The following is a 20,474-nucleotide window of genomic DNA, read 5'->3' on the forward strand; positions in this document are numbered from 1 at the left end:
CTCTGCTTATAGAGGTCTGTTAATCTTTCTTGGTTGAATCGGCCGGTGTGGCTGGTTTCACTGGCAATGCAGTGGAATCCGCTGGGATTGCCGGGCGGGCTGTGCTGTCGGGTTTAATCGTGCTGCTGTCGGGACGCACGCGGGTTGAATCCGGCTTGAATTGTGTCGAATCCGGGCGGGGCTGTCCCGGGCGGCCCTGAAATCCTCCCTGGCGCACCGGGCGGGCTGTGCTATCCACAGCTGCTCCGGGGCTCGCGACTCCTTGCGGACGACCTGCACCTTGCGCACCTGCGCCACGGCCGCCTGCTGCCGGTGTAACTGCCGGCGTTTGTGCGCCGCCTTGCGCTCCACCGCTACCTCCGCCGGTATCCATATTACCACCGCCGTCAGACTTCTGGTCGTCGTTGTTGACGGATTTTCTTCTGCGTGTTTTCTGCTCCACAAACGTCATTTTACCAAAGCGGTAAGAGAAATTCACACGGAAACCGCGGTTATACAGGTAGTTGGTGTTGTTTTGGGTAAATGTCTTCGATTCCAGGCTGGTCTTCATTTTGAAAGACGGCGCCAGGAAATTCTCCATCGCGAAACCGATGCTTCCGCGTTTATTCTTGAAATCCTTGCGGACACCGAAGTCGTACATGCGGAAACCCGCCTGTGTACCCTGCAACTGCACGTCGCGGCCACGCATGAACCCGCCTGCCTGTAAACCCCAGCCATTTTTGATGGTAAGGCTTGTGCGCATACGGCCGCTCAACACGAAACCGCTGTTCGAGTTCTGCAAAGCAGGATCAGGGCTGTTGTTCGACAAATCAGCATAATAGAAATCGAAACCGCCGCCCAGTTGCCATCTTTTGAAGAATGTTACATTTCCGAAAATATTCGCACCATAATTCTTTTTTGAACCGATGTTGCCATAAGTGGTCGTGATCACACCGTCGGCGCTGGTGGTACGAATGCTTTCGATCGAGCTGTTGGTGAAACGCGCAAATGTCGAAACGTTGACATATAGCGAGTTTTTGAAGAAACTCGTCCCCAATTCAATCTGGTCGGTCAGCTCCGGTTTAAGATTCGGGTTACCGACGGTGATGTTCTGCGGGTTAGCCGCATTCACGTTCGGGTTCAGGAACTGAATACCCGGACGTTGCAGACGGCGGTTATAGGCCAGTTTAATGGTCTGTCCTTTTCCGAATGTCTGCGAAAGGTTAATGCTCGGCACGAGGTTACTATATGCCGGTAATCTCAGGTCTCCCGCCTCGCCCTGGCGTGCGTCGATGCTCGTGTATTCGTAACGCGTACCGGCTTTCACGGTAAACCGGCTTTTAGTAGTGTATGTATAGGACAAATATCCGGCAGCCACATTCTGGTCATAGTTCAGGTTACTGGCGGGTTGCGCTTGCCCGACTTCGCTGTAATAATCGTAATTACTCACAACCTGGCGGAAAATGCCTTTACCACCTACTTCCAGCATCTGATTATCCTTGATAGGCGTCTGATAGTCGACCTGAACGGTACTTTCCTGGTTATGGCTGCTGTTGTTGTTACCCTGCGCACCCAACAGCTCTTTCAATTGTGAGTTGCTGAGTGAGTAAATATCGGCATCGTAATCGTTGGTACGGTTGTTACGGCTGTACTGCGTCGAAATGCTCAACTCCTGACCGGCCTTCGCCAGTGTTTTCATATAATCCACATTCACGTCCCAGGTACCTGAAAGGTCCTTGCTACTTACATCGCGGAAGCTGGTTCTTGTGGTATCGTTTACAGTATTATAAGTATAAAGCTCCTGGTCCACTTTAGCATTCCGCATTCCGTAGCGCAGGCCTGCCGACAATGAGGTTTTGGAATCAATCTCCCAGTCCCAGCCAAAGTTATAGGAACCGAACGCCATTTTATTTTTGGAGTCACTCGTCTGGCGTACGGTGAATGGGCTGAGTTTCCCGATCTGGATATTCTCCGATTTGCCCGGCATATTGTAGTTGAACCGTCCGAAACCGCCCAGGCTGAAACCCATTTTACCGACACGGTAATTTCCACGCAAGCCGAGGTTAGAGCCGCGGTTACCGATACCCGTGTCGAGGTTGAGCGTACCGCCCTGGATCGTGCTTTTCTTGGTAATGATATTGATAATACCCGCAGAACCCTCCGCATCATAGCGCGCCGAGGGTGAAGTGATCACCTCCACCGACTTGATCATATCCGCCGGAATCTGCTTCAATGCGTCAGCCACGCTGGTTGCGATAATGGTCGAAGGCTTATTGTTGATCAGCACGCGCACGTTGGAGCTACCGCGGAGCGACACGTTGCCATCCAGGTCGACGGTCAGCATCGGTACCTTTTTCATGACATCCGAAGCATCGCCGCCTTTGCTGGTAATATCCTTTTCCGCATTGTAAACCAGCCTGTCTACTTTCTCTTCGACCATCTGAGCCATCCCTACTACCTCGACTTCGTTGAGCTGCACCACATCCGGCACCAGTGTAACGGTGCCAAGGTTCAATTCGGTTTTGCGATCGATCCTGACATTATTGATTGTCTTTGTCTTATATCCAATGAAGGAAATCAGGATCTTGAAATTACCCGACGCTACTTTCGTAAGTGTAAATTCCCCCTTTTCATCGGTAGTAGTACCATCGATAGGATTGTTGGTTTTGGTATCCACCAAAGATAATGCTGCAAATTCTACCGGTTTTTTGGAAGTCGAATCCACGAGTACGCCCGTGATCTTTCCGCTACCTTTAGGAGTGTCTTCTGCCGTTCCCGGAATGACCGTCTGCCGCTGCCTGTCGCCTCCGCGGAAATCTCCGCCGCCACCGCCGCGAAATCCGCCACCACCACCGCCACCGCCCGGAAACTGGGCGAATGCCGTCGATGTAAGCCCTGAAAACACAGCCAGGAATGTAAGTTGTAAAACAAGTTTCATGGTTGGGGTTTTAAAAGTGTACTTTTCGAATTTCAAAATAACAAGGTAGAATCCTCAGAAAAAAAAGGAATAGATGGATAGGATAGATATACCGATCAACGGGCGTTTTCAAACGATATATCCCTGGAAATGACAGGCAATCCGGCAGGGACTGTTTTACAACACCGCCGGATTTGGACTTGGCGGCCGCCGCAAGGCTTAACCCGCCCGCCTGCACATTCTTAATTAATAGATTGCGACGTACCGCCGGTCGGCGTTCGGGGTATATTGATCGATTGAAATAGGTGATTTCGTAAATTCACCGTAAGATTGCAGCGATGTGTTGCGTTCAAATCACATTGAAACTAACTAATTGCTAAATGGATACGCGTGCTGCCCGGAAATACCCCCCGTTATTCCTCCATTTACTCGGATGGAGTTTTCTGGCCCTGTTCTTGATGTGGCAGCCTTTGAGCTGGCAAATCGAGTTTCCCGTCAGTTTCTGGGTGAAACAGGCGGTATTGTTTTCACTCCTCATTACGATATTTTATCTCAACTACTACATTTGGTTCCCGAAATTCCTCGCCAGGAACAAATACTCGCGGTTCATCCTCTTCAATATCGTGTCGGTAGTGATGCTGGCAGTGATCACCGAGCAGGTGAAGATCGCGATCAACCACGGCGAGCAAATGGACCGTGCTTTCAAACTGGCGCGCGAAGCAAATGGCGATAAAAAACGCCACGACCGCCTCGATTACTTCGCATTGCTCACCGCCCTGATGATCATCGGGCTCAGTACCAGCGTCGCCGCTGTGCGCACCGCGCAGCTCGACAAGCAGTACCGCCAGAACCTGGAAAAGGAGAAGATCAACTCCGAGCTCTCGTTCCTGAAAGCGCAGATCAACCCGCACTTCTTCTTCAATACCCTGAATAACATTTATGCACTCACTGTAATCGACGTGGAGGCTGCGCGCGAGGCGTTGCATAAGCTCTCGCGTATGATGCGCTACGTGCTGTACGAGACGCAACACGGAACCGTGCTGCTGAGCCAGGAAATCGCATTTGCACAGGATTACATTCAGCTGATGCAACTGCGCCTTACCGACAAGGTTACCGTACACCTCGATCCGCCCAATCCGCTCCACGACGTTTCTATCGCACCCATGCTATTCCTGCCCTTTATCGAAAATGCATTCAAACACGGTGTAAGCGCCGTTCAGCCGAGCCGGATCGACATTCAGATCCGCCAGGAGGGCCACAAAATTTTTGTAGAAGTGAAAAACACGCTGTTTACCGATAAACGGGCTATTCTCGATGAAAGTAACGGCATCGGCCTGGCCAATACCCAGCGCCGCCTCGACTTGCTTTACCCCGGCAAATACCAGCTGGAAGTAACCGAAAACAAGGAGGAAAAAGAGTTTGAAGTACACCTCGAACTGGAGACGGCATGAGCATCACATTGGAATGCATCGCCGTCGACGACGAGCCGTTAGCGCTCGGGCTGGTGTGCGCATTTATCGAAAAGACACCGTTCCTGAACCTCGCAGGGAGGTATTCCAGCGCCGTCGAGGCATTGCAGGTGATCAACAGCAAACCTATCGACGTTATTTTCCTGGATATTCAAATGCCGGATTTGACGGGTATCGAATTGGCGCGAGTACTTGAAAAAGCGGGTACCAAGGCACCGAGGATCATTTTTACGACCGCATTTAACCAATACGCACTCGATGGTTTTCGCGTAGACGCCATTGACTATCTCCTAAAACCCTTTAACTACGAAGAGTTCCTCCGTGCCGCATCCAAAGCGCAGGCGTATGTGGAGCTGGTTCAAAAGGCTTCGTCGGCCGGTTCTTCGGAGCCTAAGGACGAGTACTTATTCCTGAAAGTGGAATATCAGCTGGTACGGATCGCCTACGACGATATTTTGTACACGGAGGGACTCAAAGATTACGTAAAAGTCCATCTCAAATCGGACCCGAAGCCTATCCTCTCGCTCACTAGCCTGAAAGCGCTGGAAGAAAAACTGCCCGCCTCCAAGTTCATGCGTGTGCACCGGTCGTTCATAGTTAACCTCGATAAAATCAGCGCTGTAACGCGGAACACGATTCAGATCGGCGCAACGTCCATTCCGGTGAGCGACCAGTACAAGGAGGCGTTCAACCAGTTTTTGGGTAAGTGGATGTAAGCGGAAATTTTTTCTTAACTTGACAACTGGTATTCCCCTATCAGTCATCAAGTTGTAGCCATGAAAAAACTTCTCCTGCTTATTTCTGCTTCACTGATGTGTTTTTTGGCATGTCAGAAAAAACAAAAGGATACGCCGGGACCGCAACCGGAAGAAATTAAGGTCACGCCGCTGACCGACCCGGCTTTTATACAATATATTGAAGTAGCCGGTGCGGAAAAGATCACTTTTGACTCCACGCTCGATGCCTACGAGATTACGCTGCAAGCCGGCTATACGCCCGACGAAATCGGCATTCAGTTCAAGTTATATCCGGGTGTGTACCTCAACTGGAACAATACGAAGTCGAGCACATTGGTTGATTTCTCATTCAAGAACAAACCTCCGTTGCGCCTGCAAATCACCACGGCAACCGGCCTCATGAAAACCTACGAGTTTTACGTCAAACATTCCGGCCCTTTGAAGGCGGCGATCGACGCGGGAGACGAATTTCAGCTCGCAAGTTCCGGCGGGTTCGAACTTTGGCTGGACCTCATTACCGGCATTGGTACCATTCCCGAAAGCCCGGGGGCGGAAACGAAGCTCATTCCCTCACTCACCGACGGCAGTACCGGCAGGGAAATCATCGGAAATATGTGGCTTAATGGGGTCTATTTCGAAAATGCGCGCGAATTCGAAAAGTCGGAGCAGCTGGGTGTGGTACTTCGATATGGCAACAAAACTTTTGAACTGGCTAAAAACCGGAAATTTTTACCGCTTCGCCCGGCCGTGAATTTGTTCGGAGAGTTTCCGCTTTTCTCGGCCATACCACGCAACAAACAAATACGTATTTCGGGGGCCGGCTTTTCCGTGAAAGCTGCTTATAAAGTGACTGTTCAAAGTGATTTCCTTCCCAACCCCGTCACAGCCCCGGTAACTTTCAGTGATTTTAACTCGCTCCAATGCACGCTCCCGTCGGGCATTCCCGATGGTTCGTACACCGTCAACGTTTTTGAGAATGATACCCTGGTCAGATCACTGGTGAGCGTCATTGCCGGCAATGAAAAAGAAAAGGCGATCGGCCAAATGTGGGTCTCCCAAAATGATTATCTCATCAACAGTTCCGCCTATTACATGGCAAAAAGGATTGTTGCCGAGCGGGGACAGGCCATTTTCGCGAACCCTTTCCCGGCCGTTCTCGGCCAGATGTACGCCGGATTTAATCCATACCAGGTCTTACCTGATTTGCAGTTGAAAAACGGGACCATGAGCGCGACGCTGCAAGCCGAAGTGAAGTCCGACCCTTCTTATGCCGACGGCACTTTCCATGTCTATTATGGCCAGTACATCATTCCGGCCACACTTCCGCCCGGCACCTACGAAGCCCGGTTATCCTATCCTGACCAATCGGTATCACTGCCGTTCTGGAACAAAATAGAAGTGCGCTAAATGCAAAACGCCCTGCATTGCGAACAATGCAGGGCGATCTTAAATGCCAGGGCTATTTCTATTTCAATTCTTCCTGCAAAAAATAGCCGGTAAAACTCCCCTTCACTTTCGCTACCTTCTCGGGCGTCCCCTCCGCAATAATGCGGCCGCCCTGCGCGCCACCTTCGGGCCCTACGTCTATAATGTAGTCTGCAACCTTGATTACGTCGAGGTTATGCTCGATAATGAGCACTGTGTTTCCTTTTTCGACCAGTTTATTCAAAACATTGAGCAAATGGCGGATGTCCTGGAAATGCAAACCGGTGGTAGGTTCGTCCAGAATGTACAAGGTCTTCCCGGTATCTCGTTTCGATAGCTCTTCCGACAACTTCACACGCTGTGCCTCGCCGCCAGATAATGTGGTAGCATGCTGACCAAGGGTAATGTATCCCAAACCTACATCATTCAGAGTCTGAACTTTGCGCAGTAATCTCGGCTGGTTCTCAAAGAACTCTAATGCCGATTCCACAGTCATATCGAGCACATCGGCGATGGATTTGCCTTTGAAACGCACTTCCAATGTCTCGCGGTTGAAGCGCTTGCCTTTGCACGTTTCGCAGTTGACATGCACGTCAGGCAGGAAGTCCATTTCGATCTTCTTCATACCAGCACCCTCGCAATCCTCGCAGCGGCCTCCTTTTACATTGAACGAAAAACGTCCCGGTTTGTAGCCACGGATTTTCGCTTCGGGCAATTCAGCAAAGAGCGTACGGATATCGGTAAAGAGGTTGGTGTAGGTAGCCGGATTCGAGCGAGGCGTGCGCCCGATCGGCGACTGATCTACCTCGATCACCTTGTCGATATGTTCGAGCCCTTCGATGGATTTGTAAGGAAGCGGCTCCCTTCTCGATTTGTAAAAATGCTGGTTCAATAACGGGAACAGCGTTTCGTGGATCAGCGACGACTTGCCGCTGCCGCTCACGCCTGTCACGCAGATCATCGTGCCCAGCGGGATCGAAACCGAGACATTTTTCAGGTTATGGCCTGTACATCCTTTCAATACAATGGATTCACCTTTGCCTTTTCTCCGCTTTTTAGGCACGTCGATGGCTTCACGACCGGCCAGGTAATCGGCAGTCAGCGAGCCATTTTGCAGGAATTTCTCCGGAGTACCAGCTCCTACGACGCTTCCTCCGTGGCGTCCCGCTCCCGGCCCGATGTCGAGGATGTAGTCCGAGGCGAGCATCATGTCCTTATCGTGTTCTACCACAAGCACCGTATTGCCCAGGTCGCGCAGGCTTTTGAGGGAATTAATGAGCCGTACATTGTCCCGCTGGTGCAGGCCGATGCTTGGTTCATCCATAATGTACAGTACACCCGTCAGCTGCGTGCCGATTTGCGTCGCGAGGCGAATGCGCTGGGCTTCGCCACCGGATAATGTCCTCAACGAACGGTTCAATGTGAGGTAATCCAGTCCCACATCAAGCATAAACCCAACGCGTTTCCGGATTTCCTTCAAAACCTCGTGCCCGATCACCCGCTGCTTTTCTTCCAGGCGGTCTTCGAGTCCTACCAGCCATTCGGCCAGTTCGCGAATGTCGCTGTCGGCCAGCTCGGCAATGTCTTTTTTATCAATTTTGAAATGCAATGACTCTTTCCGCAGGCGCTTGCCTTTGCATTCGGGGCAGGTTTGGGTTACCATGAAATCTTTCAGCCAATCCTGAATTTTCTCGTTACCCGACTCCTGCTGCCTTTTCAAAAAGTTAATGATCCCGTCGAATTTGGTTTCCCACTCGGTACCCGGGTATTTCTTCGAAGGCACCGGCACCGCCTCTTCGCTGCCGTAAAGCACGAGTTTCAATGCTTCCTCGGGGAACTTTTCGAGCGGGGTCGTGAGCGTGATTTTGTATTTCTTTAATAAAACCTCTAACTGCTTGAATATCCAAGCCTCACGGTACTCTCCCATCGGCGCAATGCCTCCCCGGCTGATACTCAGCGATTTGTCTGGAATAATGGAATCTTCAGTAATTTCCTCGATAATGCCCAATCCCTGACAGGTAGGACACCAGCCATAAGGAGAGTTGAACGAGAACGCATTGGGCGCCGGGTCGTCATAGCTGATGCCGGATTCAGGGTCCATCAGGTTTTGGGAAAAATAATGCGTGTTACCTTTCGCATCCAGCACCATCAATGCACCTTTTCCCTGCTTAATGGCCGTCGCTACTGACTGGCTCATCCGGTATCTCGACTGCGGGTCTTCTTCTTCCTTTTTCGGAATCACGCGGTCGATCACAATCTCGATATCGTGGACCTTATAGCGGTCGAGCTGCATTTTGGGGGTAATATCCTGTACCTCGCCATCGACACGCACTTTGGTATAACCCAGCCGGGCAATCTGCACGAAAAGCTCGCGGTAATGTCCCTTCCGGCCTTTGACAGCCGGTGCCAGCAGCACGATTTTCTGCCCAAGAAACTGCGTCATGAGCTGGTTCACGATCTGATCCTGCGATTGCTTGATCATCCGTCGGCCCGTCACATACGAGTACGCCTCACCCGCACGTGCGTAAAGCAAGCGCAGGAAATCATAAATCTCCGTTACCGTGCCCACGGTAGACCGCGGGTTGCGTGATGTCGTTTTCTGCTCGATGCTGATGACCGGCGAGAGGCCACTGATCTTGTCCACATCCGGCCGTTCCATTTCGCCGATGAAGCCGCGTGCATAGGACGAGAAGCTCTCCATATACCTGCGCTGCCCCTCGGCATAAATTGTATCAAATGCGAGCGACGACTTGCCGCTGCCGCTGATACCCGTCACTACCACGAGCTTGTTACGCGGGATAGCGACATCGATGTTTTTGAGATTGTGTTCTCGGGCGCCCTGTACCTCAATAAGGTCCTGTTCCGCCACTTCCAGGCCATTTAAATATTCCAAAATCTGATGATCGTTTGTGAGTTAGTCTGTAAATGAAGTTGTAAATGTGATAACCACAAAAATACACTTTGAGTTGCAAATTTTCTCACACGCAACCACTTGCGTATACCATTTGAAGATTGGTTTTTTCCAAGACGCTCACCTTTAATGCAAACGATTGCATAATAAGATTTTTCAAAGAAGAAATAGCTTGTAACCAGTTGTAGATTAATATTAATTATAAAAATATTACCAAAAACAGCGCTCTAATTTCTACCTTTAACAGTATATTGACATTTAGTAATACATTTTTAACATCATCCCAACTCAATTTATGAACAAACATTTACTAGTCCCGCTTTTCCGGGGTGTCATGATTATGCTGTTCGCAATAGCAGCTCATCTGTCCTACGCCCAGGATCATCAGGTCAAGGGTAAAGTATCCTCCTCTGCTGATGGAACCGGCATCCCCGGTGTGAACGTGCAACTGAAAGGAACGAATATCGGTACAGTCACCGATGCCGACGGCGTTTATTCGATCGAAGCGAAAGGATCCGGTGCAATCCTGGTTTTCTCATCCATCGGTTTGGTCAAGAAGGAAATACCTGTCGGCAACCAGACGACCATTGACGTGACGATGGAGGACGATATCAAGAACCTGAGTGAAGTGGTTGTAACCGGTTATGCCGCACAGCGTAAAAAGGATATTACCGGCGCTGTAACGGTGATTAATCCCAAAGAACTCACCTCGGTTCCTACTGCGAGCGTAACGCAAATGCTGCAAGGACGGGCTTCCGGGGTGACTGTCGGAAACGACAATTCTCCCGGCGGTGGTACGATGGTACGTATTCGCGGTTTTGGTTCAATCAACAACAACAGCCCACTTTACGTGATCGACGGGGTACCTACACAGGGTACACTGAACCAGATCAACCCGAACGACATCGAGTCGATGCAGGTGCTGAAAGACGCTTCGGCGGCATCCATTTACGGTGCACGTGCAGCGAACGGGGTGGTGATCATCACGACCAAAAAGGGCAAAACCGGCGCTCCAAACATTACATTCGACTTCTATACCGGCACCCAGCGCCCCGGCAAGATGCTCGACCTGCTGAATACGAAGGAGCTGGGTCAGTACCTCTATGAAGCTGACCTTGGCGCAGGCAAAAACCCGTCGGTAACATCTCCTTCCGCCCAATACAAGTTCGATGAGAACGGGAATCAGACCATTGCCGATTACATTTATCCGAACGTGTACGGCGATTTGCCAAGCAACTACACCTATACCAACGACATTGCCGATCCGGCACTTGGTAAAACCGCATTCAACATCACCAAAGCGAATAAAGAGGGAACCGACTGGCAGGATGTAATCTTCGACCCGGCTTCGATCTCCAACTACCAGATTGGCGCATCCGGAGGTTCCGATGCTGCCAAATATGCGCTTTCGGCGAACTACTTCAAGCAGAATGGTATTTTGAGATACACCAAATACAAAAGATACTCTCTCCGCGCAAACACCGAGTTCAAAAAAGGCCCGGTAACTGTGGGTGAGAACTTTACATTCTCTTACGACGAAAGACAGGGGATTACCAACAACGACGAAAGTAACCCGATCATGTTCGCGATCCGCGTACACCCGATCATCCCGGTATTCGACATTACAGGCGGCCCGAAAGCATTGGGTGGAACAAACACATCCGATTACAACGGATTTGCAGGAAGCCGCGGTAGTAACCTCGGTAACGCCCCCAATCCACTTGCGCGTCTGTACCGCGAGAAAGACAACCTTACAAAGGGTACGCACGCGTTCGGTAACGTATTTGCACAGGTCGACATTCTTCCGGGTTTGTACGCACGCACGAGCCTTGGTATTGAATACAACCAGTACAACCGCTCGGAGTACTTCCACCGCGATATCGAAGCTGCGGAAGCCAGAAATGCCAACAGCTTGAACGTGATCAACAATGTCGATCGCTCGTTCACCTGGTTTAACACTTTGAATTACGCCAAATCATTCGGCGTGCATAATTTCAGTGTGTTGCTTGGCACCGAAGCTGTGAAAACGTATGCCGCTGAATTCCGCGCCAGCCGGAGCGCATTCGCATTTGACGACCTCGATTACCGCTACCTCGATGCAGGTTCGGCAGCCGGTTTGAGCAATGCAGGCCCTGGTGCAACAGAAAGTGCGCTTTTTTCGCAGTTCGGAAAAATCAACTACGCATTTAAAGAACTCCTCCTTGCCGACGTAACCTTACGTCGTGACGGATCATCACGTTTTTCAGCTGTCAACCGCTACGGTGTTTTCCCTGCATTTTCACTGGGTTTACGTATGACCGAGTTGGCGTTCATGAAGCCTGTGAAATTCGTCGACGATTTAAAACTGCGTTTTGGCTGGGGTAAAACCGGTAACCAACTCATCCCTAACGTTTATAATGCTTACACCCTGTACGCCGCCGATCCCCAGAACAACGCCTACGACATCAACGGTACGGGTACGTCGATTGTAGGTGGTTTCGACCTGGTTCAGTTTGGAAACTCCAATGGTAAATGGGAAACCAATACTTCCACCAACGTTGGTCTCGACGCGAGTTTGTTCAATAGCAAACTGGAAGTGGTACTCGACGTTTATAACCGTATTACCTCCGACATGCTGACGCAGATCGCCATTCCGAGAACGGCCGGTTCCGGTACGATCCCTTATACCAATATCGGTGAGGTGCGCAACCGCGGTGTAGACCTTGGCATCACTTTCCGTGATAAAAAAGGTGATTTCAACTACATGGTGGGTATCAACTTTGGCCACTACAAAAACAAGGTACTGAAACTGAACAATGACCCGAATGCGACTATTTTCGGTTTCACAACCCGTCTTCCGGCCATGTCGGCTACCAAAGCTGGCCTGCCAATCGCGAGCTACTATGGTTATTTCGTAGATGGTGTGATCAAAGATCAGGCCGAAGCTGACGCGGCTCCGAAATTCGGATCTTATACAAGAGAAGGTACTTTCAAATTCCGTGACGTGAATGGCGACGGCGTAATTACTGCCGCCGACCGCACCATCATAGGCAATCCGCACCCCGACTTCAACTATGGTATCAACGTGGGTGTAGGCTGGAAATGGTTCGACCTGACATTGTTCGGACAAGGTGTGCAAGGCAACCAGATCTTCAACTATGTGAAATACTGGACAGACTTCAACGTATTCCAGGGCAACCGCTCGAAAACCATGCTTTATGATTCGTGGAAAAAACCGGGTGACAATGCGAAACTGCCACGCCTGAACTCGGGTGACGCCACCAGCCAGCAGGTTTCCTCCTACTTCCTGGAAGATGGTTCTTACTTCCGCTTGAAAAACATTCAGCTGACATTCAATTTGCCCTCAAACTGGCTAAAAAAGGCGAAACTGGGATCGGCACAGATTTACGTTCAGGGCCAAAACCTGTTTACATTCACGAAATACACAGGACTTGACCCGGATATTAACCTGAGAAGATCGGGCGAAAACAACCAGGATATTCACATGGGCGTGGATGAAGGCTCCTATCCGGTAGCCAAGTCTTTCCTCGGCGGTTTACGTTTCAACTTCTAGTCCATCTATTGATCTTCATTATACAGAACCATACAATGAAAAAGACATTATTAATGTGCATGTTAGTCGGTCTGAGCTTCTCTTGCTCTGACGACTTCTTTGATCTGAAACCTCAAGGGCGAGCCTCAAAAGAACAGCTCAGCAATAAAAACGGCGTTAATGCCCTGCTTATAGGCACCTACTCGCTACTCGATGGTGTGGGCGCTGGTAACACGGGTCGCCAATCGACGATTTCGAACTACGTTTTCGGGGGTATCAGTAGCGACGACGCCGTGAAAGGCACCGACGCTGGCGACCAGCCAGAGCAATCGTTTATCGAACAATACAACTGGCTGTCAGACAACACCTACTTCCTTGGAAAATGGTGGCATTCCTATGATGGTGTTGCCCGCGCCAACGAGACAATCCAGATAGCAGGAAGTCCGGACATAAAAGACATGACTGAGGCTGAAAAGACACAGGTAATTGCGGAAGCACGTTTCCTCCGCGGCCATTATCACTTCGAGGCAAAGAAAATGTGGAACAATGTCCCTTACATCGACGAGAAGATTTACAACGCTGGTGATCCCAACTCGACAAAAGTCCCAAATACGGAAGATATCTGGGGTAAAATCGAAGCGGACTTTCAATTTGCTGCTGATAACCTTCCGGCAACACAGGCACAAAAAGGCCGTGCTACGAAATGGGCCGCCAAAGCATATCTCGCCAAGGCGCTTCTTTTTCAGAAAAAATGGGACAAAGCCAAAGAACTGCTGGATGATATTGTTAAAAATTCCGGCAAAAAACTGGTTGCCAACTACCACGACAATTACCGCACGGCCGGTAACAACAATTCCGAGTCGATCATGGAAGTGCAGTTCTCTGTAAACGACGGTACGAACGGTAACAACGGTAACGCCGGTGATAACCTCAACTGGCCTTACTCTGCCACCGCTCCCGGACGTGGATGCTGCGGTTTCTACCAACCATCTCACAACCTCGTAAATGCATTCAAAACCGAGAATGGGCTCCCGATGATCGGTGCTGCCGCAGACGGTTCTTTGGACACTTATAATAAAGTGGACTTACCAAACGATGAGGGAATCGTCGCGTCGGCCGCATTTACTTTGGATAAAACCATTCCGGTTGACCCCCGGCTCGACTGGACCGTCGGCCGTCGCGGAGTGAATTTCCTCGACTGGGGCCCTATGCCGGGCTCAACCTGGATCCGGGACCAAGCTTATGCGGGACCATTTACAGGTAAAAAATGGATGTATTATTTGGCGGAAGAAAACAGCACTACCCACTCCACCAGCAAGCGGAACGTAAACAACAACTACCGCCTCATTAAACTGTCGCACGTGCTGTTATGGCTGGCTGAATGCGAAGTCGAACTCGGTAACCTGGCAGTGGCTCAGGATTTGGTGAACCAGATCCGTGTCCGCGCGAAAACCGGTTCTGTACAGGACCCAACCGTGACTTACAAAGTGGAACCTTATCCGGCAGGAACCTTCGCTGCCAAAGGTGCTGATTATGCGAGAAATGCAGTACGGATGGAGCAACGCCTGGAATTCGCGATGGAAGGTCACCGCTTCTTCGACCTTGTACGCTGGGGTATTGCTGAAAAGGTATTGAACAAATACGCGGCCGAAGAAGCTGTACCTGGTAAAGAACCATCGGGACGTACGTTCAACAAGCGGGGTTATATGGCGGGTAAAACATTCACCCAAAAGAACCTCTATTATCCTCTGCCACAGGACGAAATCCTCAACAGCCAGAAAGACGGCAAGCCTACCTTGAAACAAAATCCGGGATATTAATACCGGCATAACCCACTAACGCACCCGCAAAAAAGCCGGCCTTCGTGCCGGTTTTTTTGTGCATTGAAAAACAATGAAATACTTTTGAAAAAACATTCAAATACCTGCAATCATGAAAATCACGAACGAAACCGAATACGAAAAAGCCTCCGAACGGGCCGACGAGATATTCGATGCCAAAAAAGGCACACCGGAAGAAAAAGAATTGCAAGAACTCCTGAAAGCGATTAAGGAATATGAAGACGATTTCGTGCGAATGCTTCGTGAAAACAACTAGATAACCAGTTCTATGGAAAGCCCCTCGACTTTTTCCGAACGCGTCATAAACCTTTCGACGAGCGTGGAGCGGACTTCCACTTCCATAGTGCATTGCATTTCAAATGCTTGGACGCGTACAGGCAACTCCATTTCCTTCACGATCCGCATGACGTCGTTCATTTGCGGGTATTGGAACGACAACCTGTAAACACTGAAATAGTGCCGCGTGACTATTTCGGCTACGTCCAATGCCGCGTCGGTAGCGGTTTTGTAAGCGTTGATAAGCCCCGGTACTCCGAGCAACGTTCCTCCGAAATACCGCACTACCACCACTAGAACGTTCGTAACATTCCTCGAATATAAAGTATTGAGAATTGGCCTACCCGCGGTTCCCGATGGCTCGCCATCATCGCTCATGCGATAACTCATCCTGTCGGCACCCAGGCGATACGCGTAACAATGGTGTACCGCTTTGGGATGCAATTCGTACAGCTCATTCAGGTACGATTTCGCCTGTTCATCATTTTCAACCGGATAGGCATAAGCCAGGAATTTACTTCCTTTATCCTTAAAAAAGCCTTCTACCGGTGCAGCAATGCTTCGGTAAGTATCGTCAAATAACACGGGCACGTCGCTTTTTAAACTGGTAAATAACTACTGTATAGGAAAGCGCAGCCAATGCAAACGCAGCCATGCAGAAAAACACCAGTGGTAGGTTCTCCCGCTGGTTTTCAAATAATTCCGCGGACAAGAATGCACCAAGGCCAATGCCTGCTTCCAGGGAGATGAACATCGTGGCAATGGCGCGCCCGCGATTGTGATCGCCACTCAGATCGACTGTCCAGGCAGAAAGCACCGGCGAAAGAATGCCCATCGCTACCCCAAAAAAAGCCGCGCCAGCCAGGAACATGAATACGGACTCGGCAAAGCCTGTGAGAATCATCGCGACGATCAGGATGATACATCCCACGATCGTGACTGGCATGCGGCCATGGCGGTCGGATATTTTACCGGCAAAGAGACGCACCAGGATGGAAGAGATCGTAAACATCATGAAATATAACCCCCGATTTTGTAAGCCGAGATAACCGCTGAAATCCGGCGTAACCGTAGCCACTGCACCGAAGCCAAAGTAGCAAAGGAATGTAATAAGTGCCGGACTGAAGACATCGGGCTCGAAAATGTCCCTCCGGGTGATTTGAAAAGACTTCAGACTGAGTCTTTGCTTTTCTTGCAAAGTCTCCTTCATATTCAAAAGGATCGCGATGGAAAGGAATGCCAGTAACGACGATGTGTAGAAGAGCGCATTCAGAGAAAATTCCTCGCTGATCATACTCCCTATCGCCGGCCCGAAAGCCGAGCCCACGCTCATACACATGCCATGGATGCCCATCGCCTCTCCCCGGCGATTGATAGGAACAATATCCGCCACATATGCAGCGGTACCAGTCGGTTTAAAACCCGTAGAGAAGCCATGCACAAGTCTGAGCAGCAGAAACGGCATTACCGTCGTGAAGATCGGGTACAGAAACCCACAAACGAAACATACCAGCGAACCGAACGCCATCACGGGAACTCGCCCGACCCGGTCGGTAAGCCGGCCACTGAATGGTCTCGAAAGACCTGCCGTTAAAGTAAACAATCCGATAATTGCCCCTTTGTATTCCGCCCCGCCCATACTTGAAAGATAGGCCGGAAGCTCGGGGATCAGCATATTGAAGCTGGAAGAGAAGAGAAACGAGCTAAGACCCAGCAACCAGAACTGCGTCGTCAATATCCCACGTGAAGCTGTATTTTGCATCACGCAAATTTACGACACTTTCCAGAAAGAGCGGAATTTACTTGTAGTATTCGGACAATGGCTTTTTTTAAGTAGCTAAAACACGTTTTGCCTCTTCGACTTTACGGACAACCAATGGTAAAATTTCTCTTTCACAGTGTGTGTATTAAAAGAATACAAGTTAGCTTTAACCGTCGAGCGCTCCAAGCCAATGCGATACCGATGACCGAACGGTTGAGCTTCTGGCTTTTTTTCCCAACTTTAATCCATGGTACGCATATTCTATAAGGAAGGTAAAGTCATTAAGCGCGAAAACGATATCCGCGAGCTAGGAAAAGTCCCGAATCTCGTGTGGGTAGATTTACAGTCTCCAAGTGCGGAAGAGGAAGAATGGGTTGAAAACAAGTGTAATATCAGTTTTCAGACACCCCAGGAAATCGTGGAGATTGAAAGCAGTTCGCGTTTCTTTGAGCAGAACGAGACGATCAACGCTAACTCCAACTTTCTCAAAATAGAGCGGGAAGGTTATGAAACGTATCCGGTTTCCTTCATTCTGAACCAAAATGTGCTCTTTACTTACCGTCGCGGTGACTCGAAAACGTTCGCCGACACGGTCAAGAAAATGAAAGTGAGCCCGGAAAGTATACAGGGCGGGGTCGATTTCATGCTCTTGCTGCTCGAAACGCGCATAGAAGCGGACGCCGACGCGCTGGAAGGCATTTCCAGGGACATCTCGGCAATCAGTAAGGATCTTACACATGAGCAAAAGACGCGGCAGGAAGTTCTGATCCGCATCAGCGGATTGCAGGAAATCACCATGATGCTCCGCGAAACGAGTATCGACAAGCAACGTGTCCTTTCGGGTATCCTGCGAAGCCAGTATTTCCCCGAAGACCGTAAGGAACACCTGCGTATTATCCTGAAAGACATCAACTCCCTTCTCGAATATACCACCTTCAATTTCGAACGCCTCGAATACCTCCAGAACACCTTCATGGGTCTGATCAACCTCGAACAGAGTCAGGTAATCAAGATTTTCACCGTCGTGACGATCATTTTTATGCCGCCCACGCTGATCGCCGGTATTTTTGGGATGAACTACCAACACATACCGTCTACCGGTGAGTCGTGGGGATTCTGGCTTTCGCTGCTGCTAATGGTCTTTTCATCCCTCGTTGTTCTTTGGTTTTTCAGAAGAAAAAAATGGATTTAGAAAGGAACTTATCTCGAATACGTATTTTTTTTGATGATTATACGTTGCGGGTATAATTTTAATGTAATCTTTATTGTGGTGGGAGAATACAATAAATGTTTCGCCATAGTGTTAGTATAGAAGTTATATTTCGGCGTCCCGGGCTTATACCCGATGCAACCGACCCTCTTCCAACCATTTCCCTAACAGCAGAGTCATAAGTCAGGGCAGCGCAGCTCCGGCAAACGCTGGCTTGATATTTGTACAAAAAATATCCGTAAGGATATGGAAATGAGCTATATAATTTCACGAAAGGAGAAGATCATGAACGCCATCCTGTTACAAGGAAGTAGTAAAGAATCGGGTATTGAAAAAACGCTCAACTAACTTGATAACCGATTGTATATGAAAAGTATATCAGTAGTAATTCCCAATTATAACGGGAAACATCTGTTCGAAAAATATTTTGAGCATAATTATAAAGTCCTTCAAAAACTCGAAACCAGTGTCCAGATTATTGTAATTGATGATGCATCTACGGATGAATCTGTTGCATATTTACAAGAACACTACGCAGATAAAATCACACTCATTTGCAAAGAAACCAATTCAGGGTTTTCAGAGACTTGCAATATTGGCATCCAGAATGCCACCAATGATCTGATTTTTCTCCTCAATACCGATGTAACCCTTGAACCTGGATACATAGAAAAGCTTTATAAATATTTCGAATTGGAAGATACTTTCGGTGTAATGGGCAGAGTTATCGGTATGAACGATGATTTGATTCGTGAAGCTGCAAGGGAGCCTAAAATATCGGGAAGAAAAATAAAATCTTCTGACTTCTTTCACTTGCAGAACATTAATGCCTTTACACCTACATTTTATTTGTCAGGCGCCATTGCATTGATGGACACGCAAAAGCTGAAAGCCATTAACGGATTCAACGAAATGTTTAACCCTTATTATGGCGAAGATCAGGAACTTTCAATCAGGGCGTGGCGATTGGGTTGGAAATGCTATTACGAACATGACGCTGTTTGCCGGCATGAGGTATCGGCAAGCACCAAAAACCACAATCATAAAAAAGCGATCAAAAGAATCCATTTCAGAAACCGTTATTATGTGCATTACCTGCACCTGCAAGGAATGGATCTAAAATTATGGCATTTACAAATCCTGCTTTGCGATGTTTTACTCGGACTCCTCACGCTGCAATTCTTTAAAGTCGAAGCCTATTGGGATTTCTTTAAAAACCGCGATAACCTGCAAGCGAAGAAAGTAGCGTTCAACAGGGAGATGAAGAAACATCACTCAGATATCGGCATTATCGACGTGATTAATAACTTCCGAATGATGCTGAAATATCAGCAGGTAATTAAACTGAATTAGCAAGGCTCCGATACAAATCAAGGTATTCCGAAGCTGCCCTGTCCCAGGAAAAGAATCTGGCCCGTTCCCGGATTCTTTCTCTGGGTTTTGTTTTTCTATAGTCTTCAAGACTCGCAGTCAATACGTTACGCATATGCTCGGGCTCAAAATTGTCGAAATAGTAAGCACAGTCCCCACCGATTTCAGGTAAGGACGTGCAGCGCGACAAGATAACAGGCTTGCCATAGTACATCGCCTCTATAACCGGCAGTCCAAAACCTTCCGCGATTGATGGAAAGACAAAAGCAGTGCAGTTACTGAGATACCATTTCTTATCATTCTCTGACACGGGACCTGTAAAAACCAGCCTGTCGAGCACATTTAGTCTCTGCGCTTCCCGAATAATCATTTTTTTATATTCCTGACTGCTATCGATCCCCGCAATGACTAATTTGAACTCATTCCCTACCAGCAATGCGGGCAGCACATGAAAATTCTTCTTCCCGACAATGGTGCCAATCGTGAACAGAAATGGCTGTTCAACAGGCTTTTCGGGCACGTCAACAATTCCAGTATCGTCAATATTGCAGCCGTTATAAATCACCGAAGTCGGCTTGCCACCCAATTCAAGATGTCTTTTTAAATCTTCCAGAACATAATAGGAAATTGCTACAATATGATCTGCCCGGTCAATTTTCATTTGTAACCTATTCAAGTACTTGCTTATCCGCTTCTGTGATCTGTTTCCATCATAAAGGAAATTCAAATCATGAACCGTTAAGACCACAGAAACCTTCTTTCCAAAAGGAAAATATCTCGAACCCTGATAGGTACAATGCCAGATATCAACCGATTTAGTATCTGGGAAAAACAGTTTGTGAATAAAATGCTGGGAAACGTAATTAGCGTTCTCTCCGAAAGCATGTTCTGCCGAAGTCGGCAAATAAAAGGCAATCTTTTCTCTATCTTCTCCGGCTCTTTTTAAAAGGGAATTTCCTAATTGAAGGCAATAATGATAAAGCCCGGTATGAGGGTGCCTCATCCTCTCGCAATCAATCAGAATTCTTTTCAACATAAAATAAT

13 protein-coding genes are annotated in these 20,474 nt (G+C 48.8%); 8 read left to right on the forward strand and 5 right to left on the reverse strand.

Going from position 1 to position 20,474, the window contains the following annotated elements; all coding sequences use genetic code 11:
* Nucleotides 1-19 precede the first annotated feature (19 nt).
* Nucleotides 20-2,917, reverse strand: coding sequence for a TonB-dependent receptor (locus AC2YIT_RS29680; protein WP_487281581.1), 2,898 nt, complete (start codon nucleotides 2,915-2,917; stop codon nucleotides 20-22).
* 359 nt (nucleotides 2,918-3,276) lie between these two features.
* On the opposite strand from AC2YIT_RS29680, the gene AC2YIT_RS29685 reads away from it, so the two are divergent.
* The 3 genes from AC2YIT_RS29685 to AC2YIT_RS29695 are packed head-to-tail and all read left to right on the forward strand — an operon-like array spanning nucleotide 3,277 to nucleotide 6,509.
* Nucleotides 3,277-4,347, forward strand: coding sequence for a sensor histidine kinase (locus tag AC2YIT_RS29685; RefSeq protein WP_430851591.1), 1,071 nt, complete (start codon nucleotides 3,277-3,279; stop codon nucleotides 4,345-4,347).
* A gap of 2 nt (nucleotides 4,348-4,349) precedes the next feature.
* Nucleotides 4,350-5,081 carry a LytR/AlgR family response regulator transcription factor gene (locus tag AC2YIT_RS29690; RefSeq protein WP_430851618.1) on the forward strand — a complete coding sequence of 244 codons (732 nt, stop codon included), beginning with the start codon at nucleotides 4,350-4,352 and terminating at the stop codon, nucleotides 5,079-5,081.
* 60 nt (nucleotides 5,082-5,141) lie between these two features.
* The gene (locus AC2YIT_RS29695; RefSeq protein ID WP_487281582.1) at nucleotides 5,142-6,509 is read left to right on the forward strand and encodes an Ig-like domain-containing protein; all 1,368 of its coding nucleotides are present in this window, start codon (nucleotides 5,142-5,144) and stop codon (nucleotides 6,507-6,509) included.
* 58 nt (nucleotides 6,510-6,567) lie between these two features.
* On the opposite strand, the gene uvrA is transcribed toward AC2YIT_RS29695, so the two are convergent.
* Nucleotides 6,568-9,420, reverse strand: coding sequence for an excinuclease ABC subunit UvrA (uvrA, locus tag AC2YIT_RS29700; RefSeq protein ID WP_430851589.1), 2,853 nt, complete (start codon nucleotides 9,418-9,420; stop codon nucleotides 6,568-6,570).
* Between the two features lie 313 nt (nucleotides 9,421-9,733).
* Here uvrA and AC2YIT_RS29705 point away from each other — a divergent pair, with 313 nt between their 5' ends.
* The 3 genes from AC2YIT_RS29705 to AC2YIT_RS29715 all read left to right on the forward strand — a co-directional run bounded on the left by AC2YIT_RS29705 (nucleotide 9,734) and on the right by AC2YIT_RS29715 (nucleotide 15,067).
* Nucleotides 9,734-12,991, forward strand: a complete 3,258-nt coding sequence (locus AC2YIT_RS29705) for a SusC/RagA family TonB-linked outer membrane protein (protein WP_430851587.1) — start codon at nucleotides 9,734-9,736, stop codon at nucleotides 12,989-12,991.
* Between the two features lie 35 nt (nucleotides 12,992-13,026).
* A complete protein-coding gene (locus tag AC2YIT_RS29710) occupies nucleotides 13,027-14,790 on the forward strand; it encodes a RagB/SusD family nutrient uptake outer membrane protein (RefSeq protein WP_430851585.1) in 1,764 nt (587 codons plus the stop codon).
* 112 nt (nucleotides 14,791-14,902) lie between these two features.
* Entirely contained in the window at nucleotides 14,903-15,067 is a 165-nt protein-coding gene (locus AC2YIT_RS29715) for a hypothetical protein (RefSeq protein WP_170118904.1), read from the forward strand.
* Here the strand turns inward: AC2YIT_RS29715 and AC2YIT_RS29720 are convergent.
* On the reverse strand, nucleotides 15,064-15,672 hold the full coding sequence (locus AC2YIT_RS29720) for an IMPACT family protein (protein WP_430851583.1): 609 nt from the start codon (nucleotides 15,670-15,672) through the stop codon (nucleotides 15,064-15,066). The genes AC2YIT_RS29715 and AC2YIT_RS29720 overlap by 4 nt on opposite strands.
* On the reverse strand, nucleotides 15,662-16,849 hold the full coding sequence (locus tag AC2YIT_RS29725) for an MFS transporter (protein ID WP_430851581.1): 1,188 nt from the start codon (nucleotides 16,847-16,849) through the stop codon (nucleotides 15,662-15,664). The genes AC2YIT_RS29720 and AC2YIT_RS29725 overlap by 11 nt, the downstream gene beginning before the upstream one ends.
* Before the next feature lie 247 nt (nucleotides 16,850-17,096).
* On the opposite strand from AC2YIT_RS29725, the gene corA reads away from it, so the two are divergent.
* Complete coding sequence (gene corA, locus AC2YIT_RS29730) at nucleotides 17,097-18,041, forward strand: magnesium/cobalt transporter CorA (protein WP_487281583.1); 945 nt, start codon at nucleotides 17,097-17,099, stop codon at nucleotides 18,039-18,041.
* 384 nt (nucleotides 18,042-18,425) lie between these two features.
* Entirely contained in the window at nucleotides 18,426-19,412 is a 987-nt protein-coding gene (locus AC2YIT_RS29735; protein ID WP_430851577.1) for a glycosyltransferase family 2 protein, read from the forward strand.
* On the opposite strand, the gene AC2YIT_RS29740 is transcribed toward AC2YIT_RS29735, so the two are convergent.
* A complete protein-coding gene (locus tag AC2YIT_RS29740; RefSeq protein WP_487281584.1) occupies nucleotides 19,399-20,466 on the reverse strand; it encodes a glycosyltransferase family 4 protein in 1,068 nt (355 codons plus the stop codon). The two genes, AC2YIT_RS29735 and AC2YIT_RS29740, sit on opposite strands and share 14 nt — an antisense overlap.
* Nucleotides 20,467-20,474 lie beyond the last annotated feature (8 nt).

This window comes from Dyadobacter sp. SRI_021 (assembly GCF_057586235.1).

Bases quoted from the DNA above. Each gene is read 5' to 3' on its own strand.
- AC2YIT_RS29680 (WP_487281581.1), bottom strand. From the start codon at position 2,917: ATGAAACTTGTTTTACAACTTACATTCCTGGCTGTGTTTTCAGGGCTT.
- AC2YIT_RS29685 (WP_430851591.1), top strand. From the start codon at position 3,277: ATGGATACGCGTGCTGCCCGGAAATACCCCCCGTTATTCCTCCATTTA.
- AC2YIT_RS29695 (WP_487281582.1), top strand. From the start codon at position 5,142: ATGAAAAAACTTCTCCTGCTTATTTCTGCTTCACTGATGTGTTTTTTG.
- AC2YIT_RS29705 (WP_430851587.1), top strand. From the start codon at position 9,734: ATGAACAAACATTTACTAGTCCCGCTTTTCCGGGGTGTCATGATTATG.
- AC2YIT_RS29710 (WP_430851585.1), top strand. From the start codon at position 13,027: ATGAAAAAGACATTATTAATGTGCATGTTAGTCGGTCTGAGCTTCTCT.
- AC2YIT_RS29715 (WP_170118904.1), top strand. From the start codon at position 14,903: ATGAAAATCACGAACGAAACCGAATACGAAAAAGCCTCCGAACGGGCC.
- AC2YIT_RS29725 (WP_430851581.1), bottom strand. From the start codon at position 16,849: ATGCAAAATACAGCTTCACGTGGGATATTGACGACGCAGTTCTGGTTG.
- corA (WP_487281583.1), top strand. From the start codon at position 17,097: ATGGTACGCATATTCTATAAGGAAGGTAAAGTCATTAAGCGCGAAAAC.
- AC2YIT_RS29735 (WP_430851577.1), top strand. From the start codon at position 18,426: ATGAAAAGTATATCAGTAGTAATTCCCAATTATAACGGGAAACATCTG.
- AC2YIT_RS29740 (WP_487281584.1), bottom strand. From the start codon at position 20,466: ATGTTGAAAAGAATTCTGATTGATTGCGAGAGGATGAGGCACCCTCAT.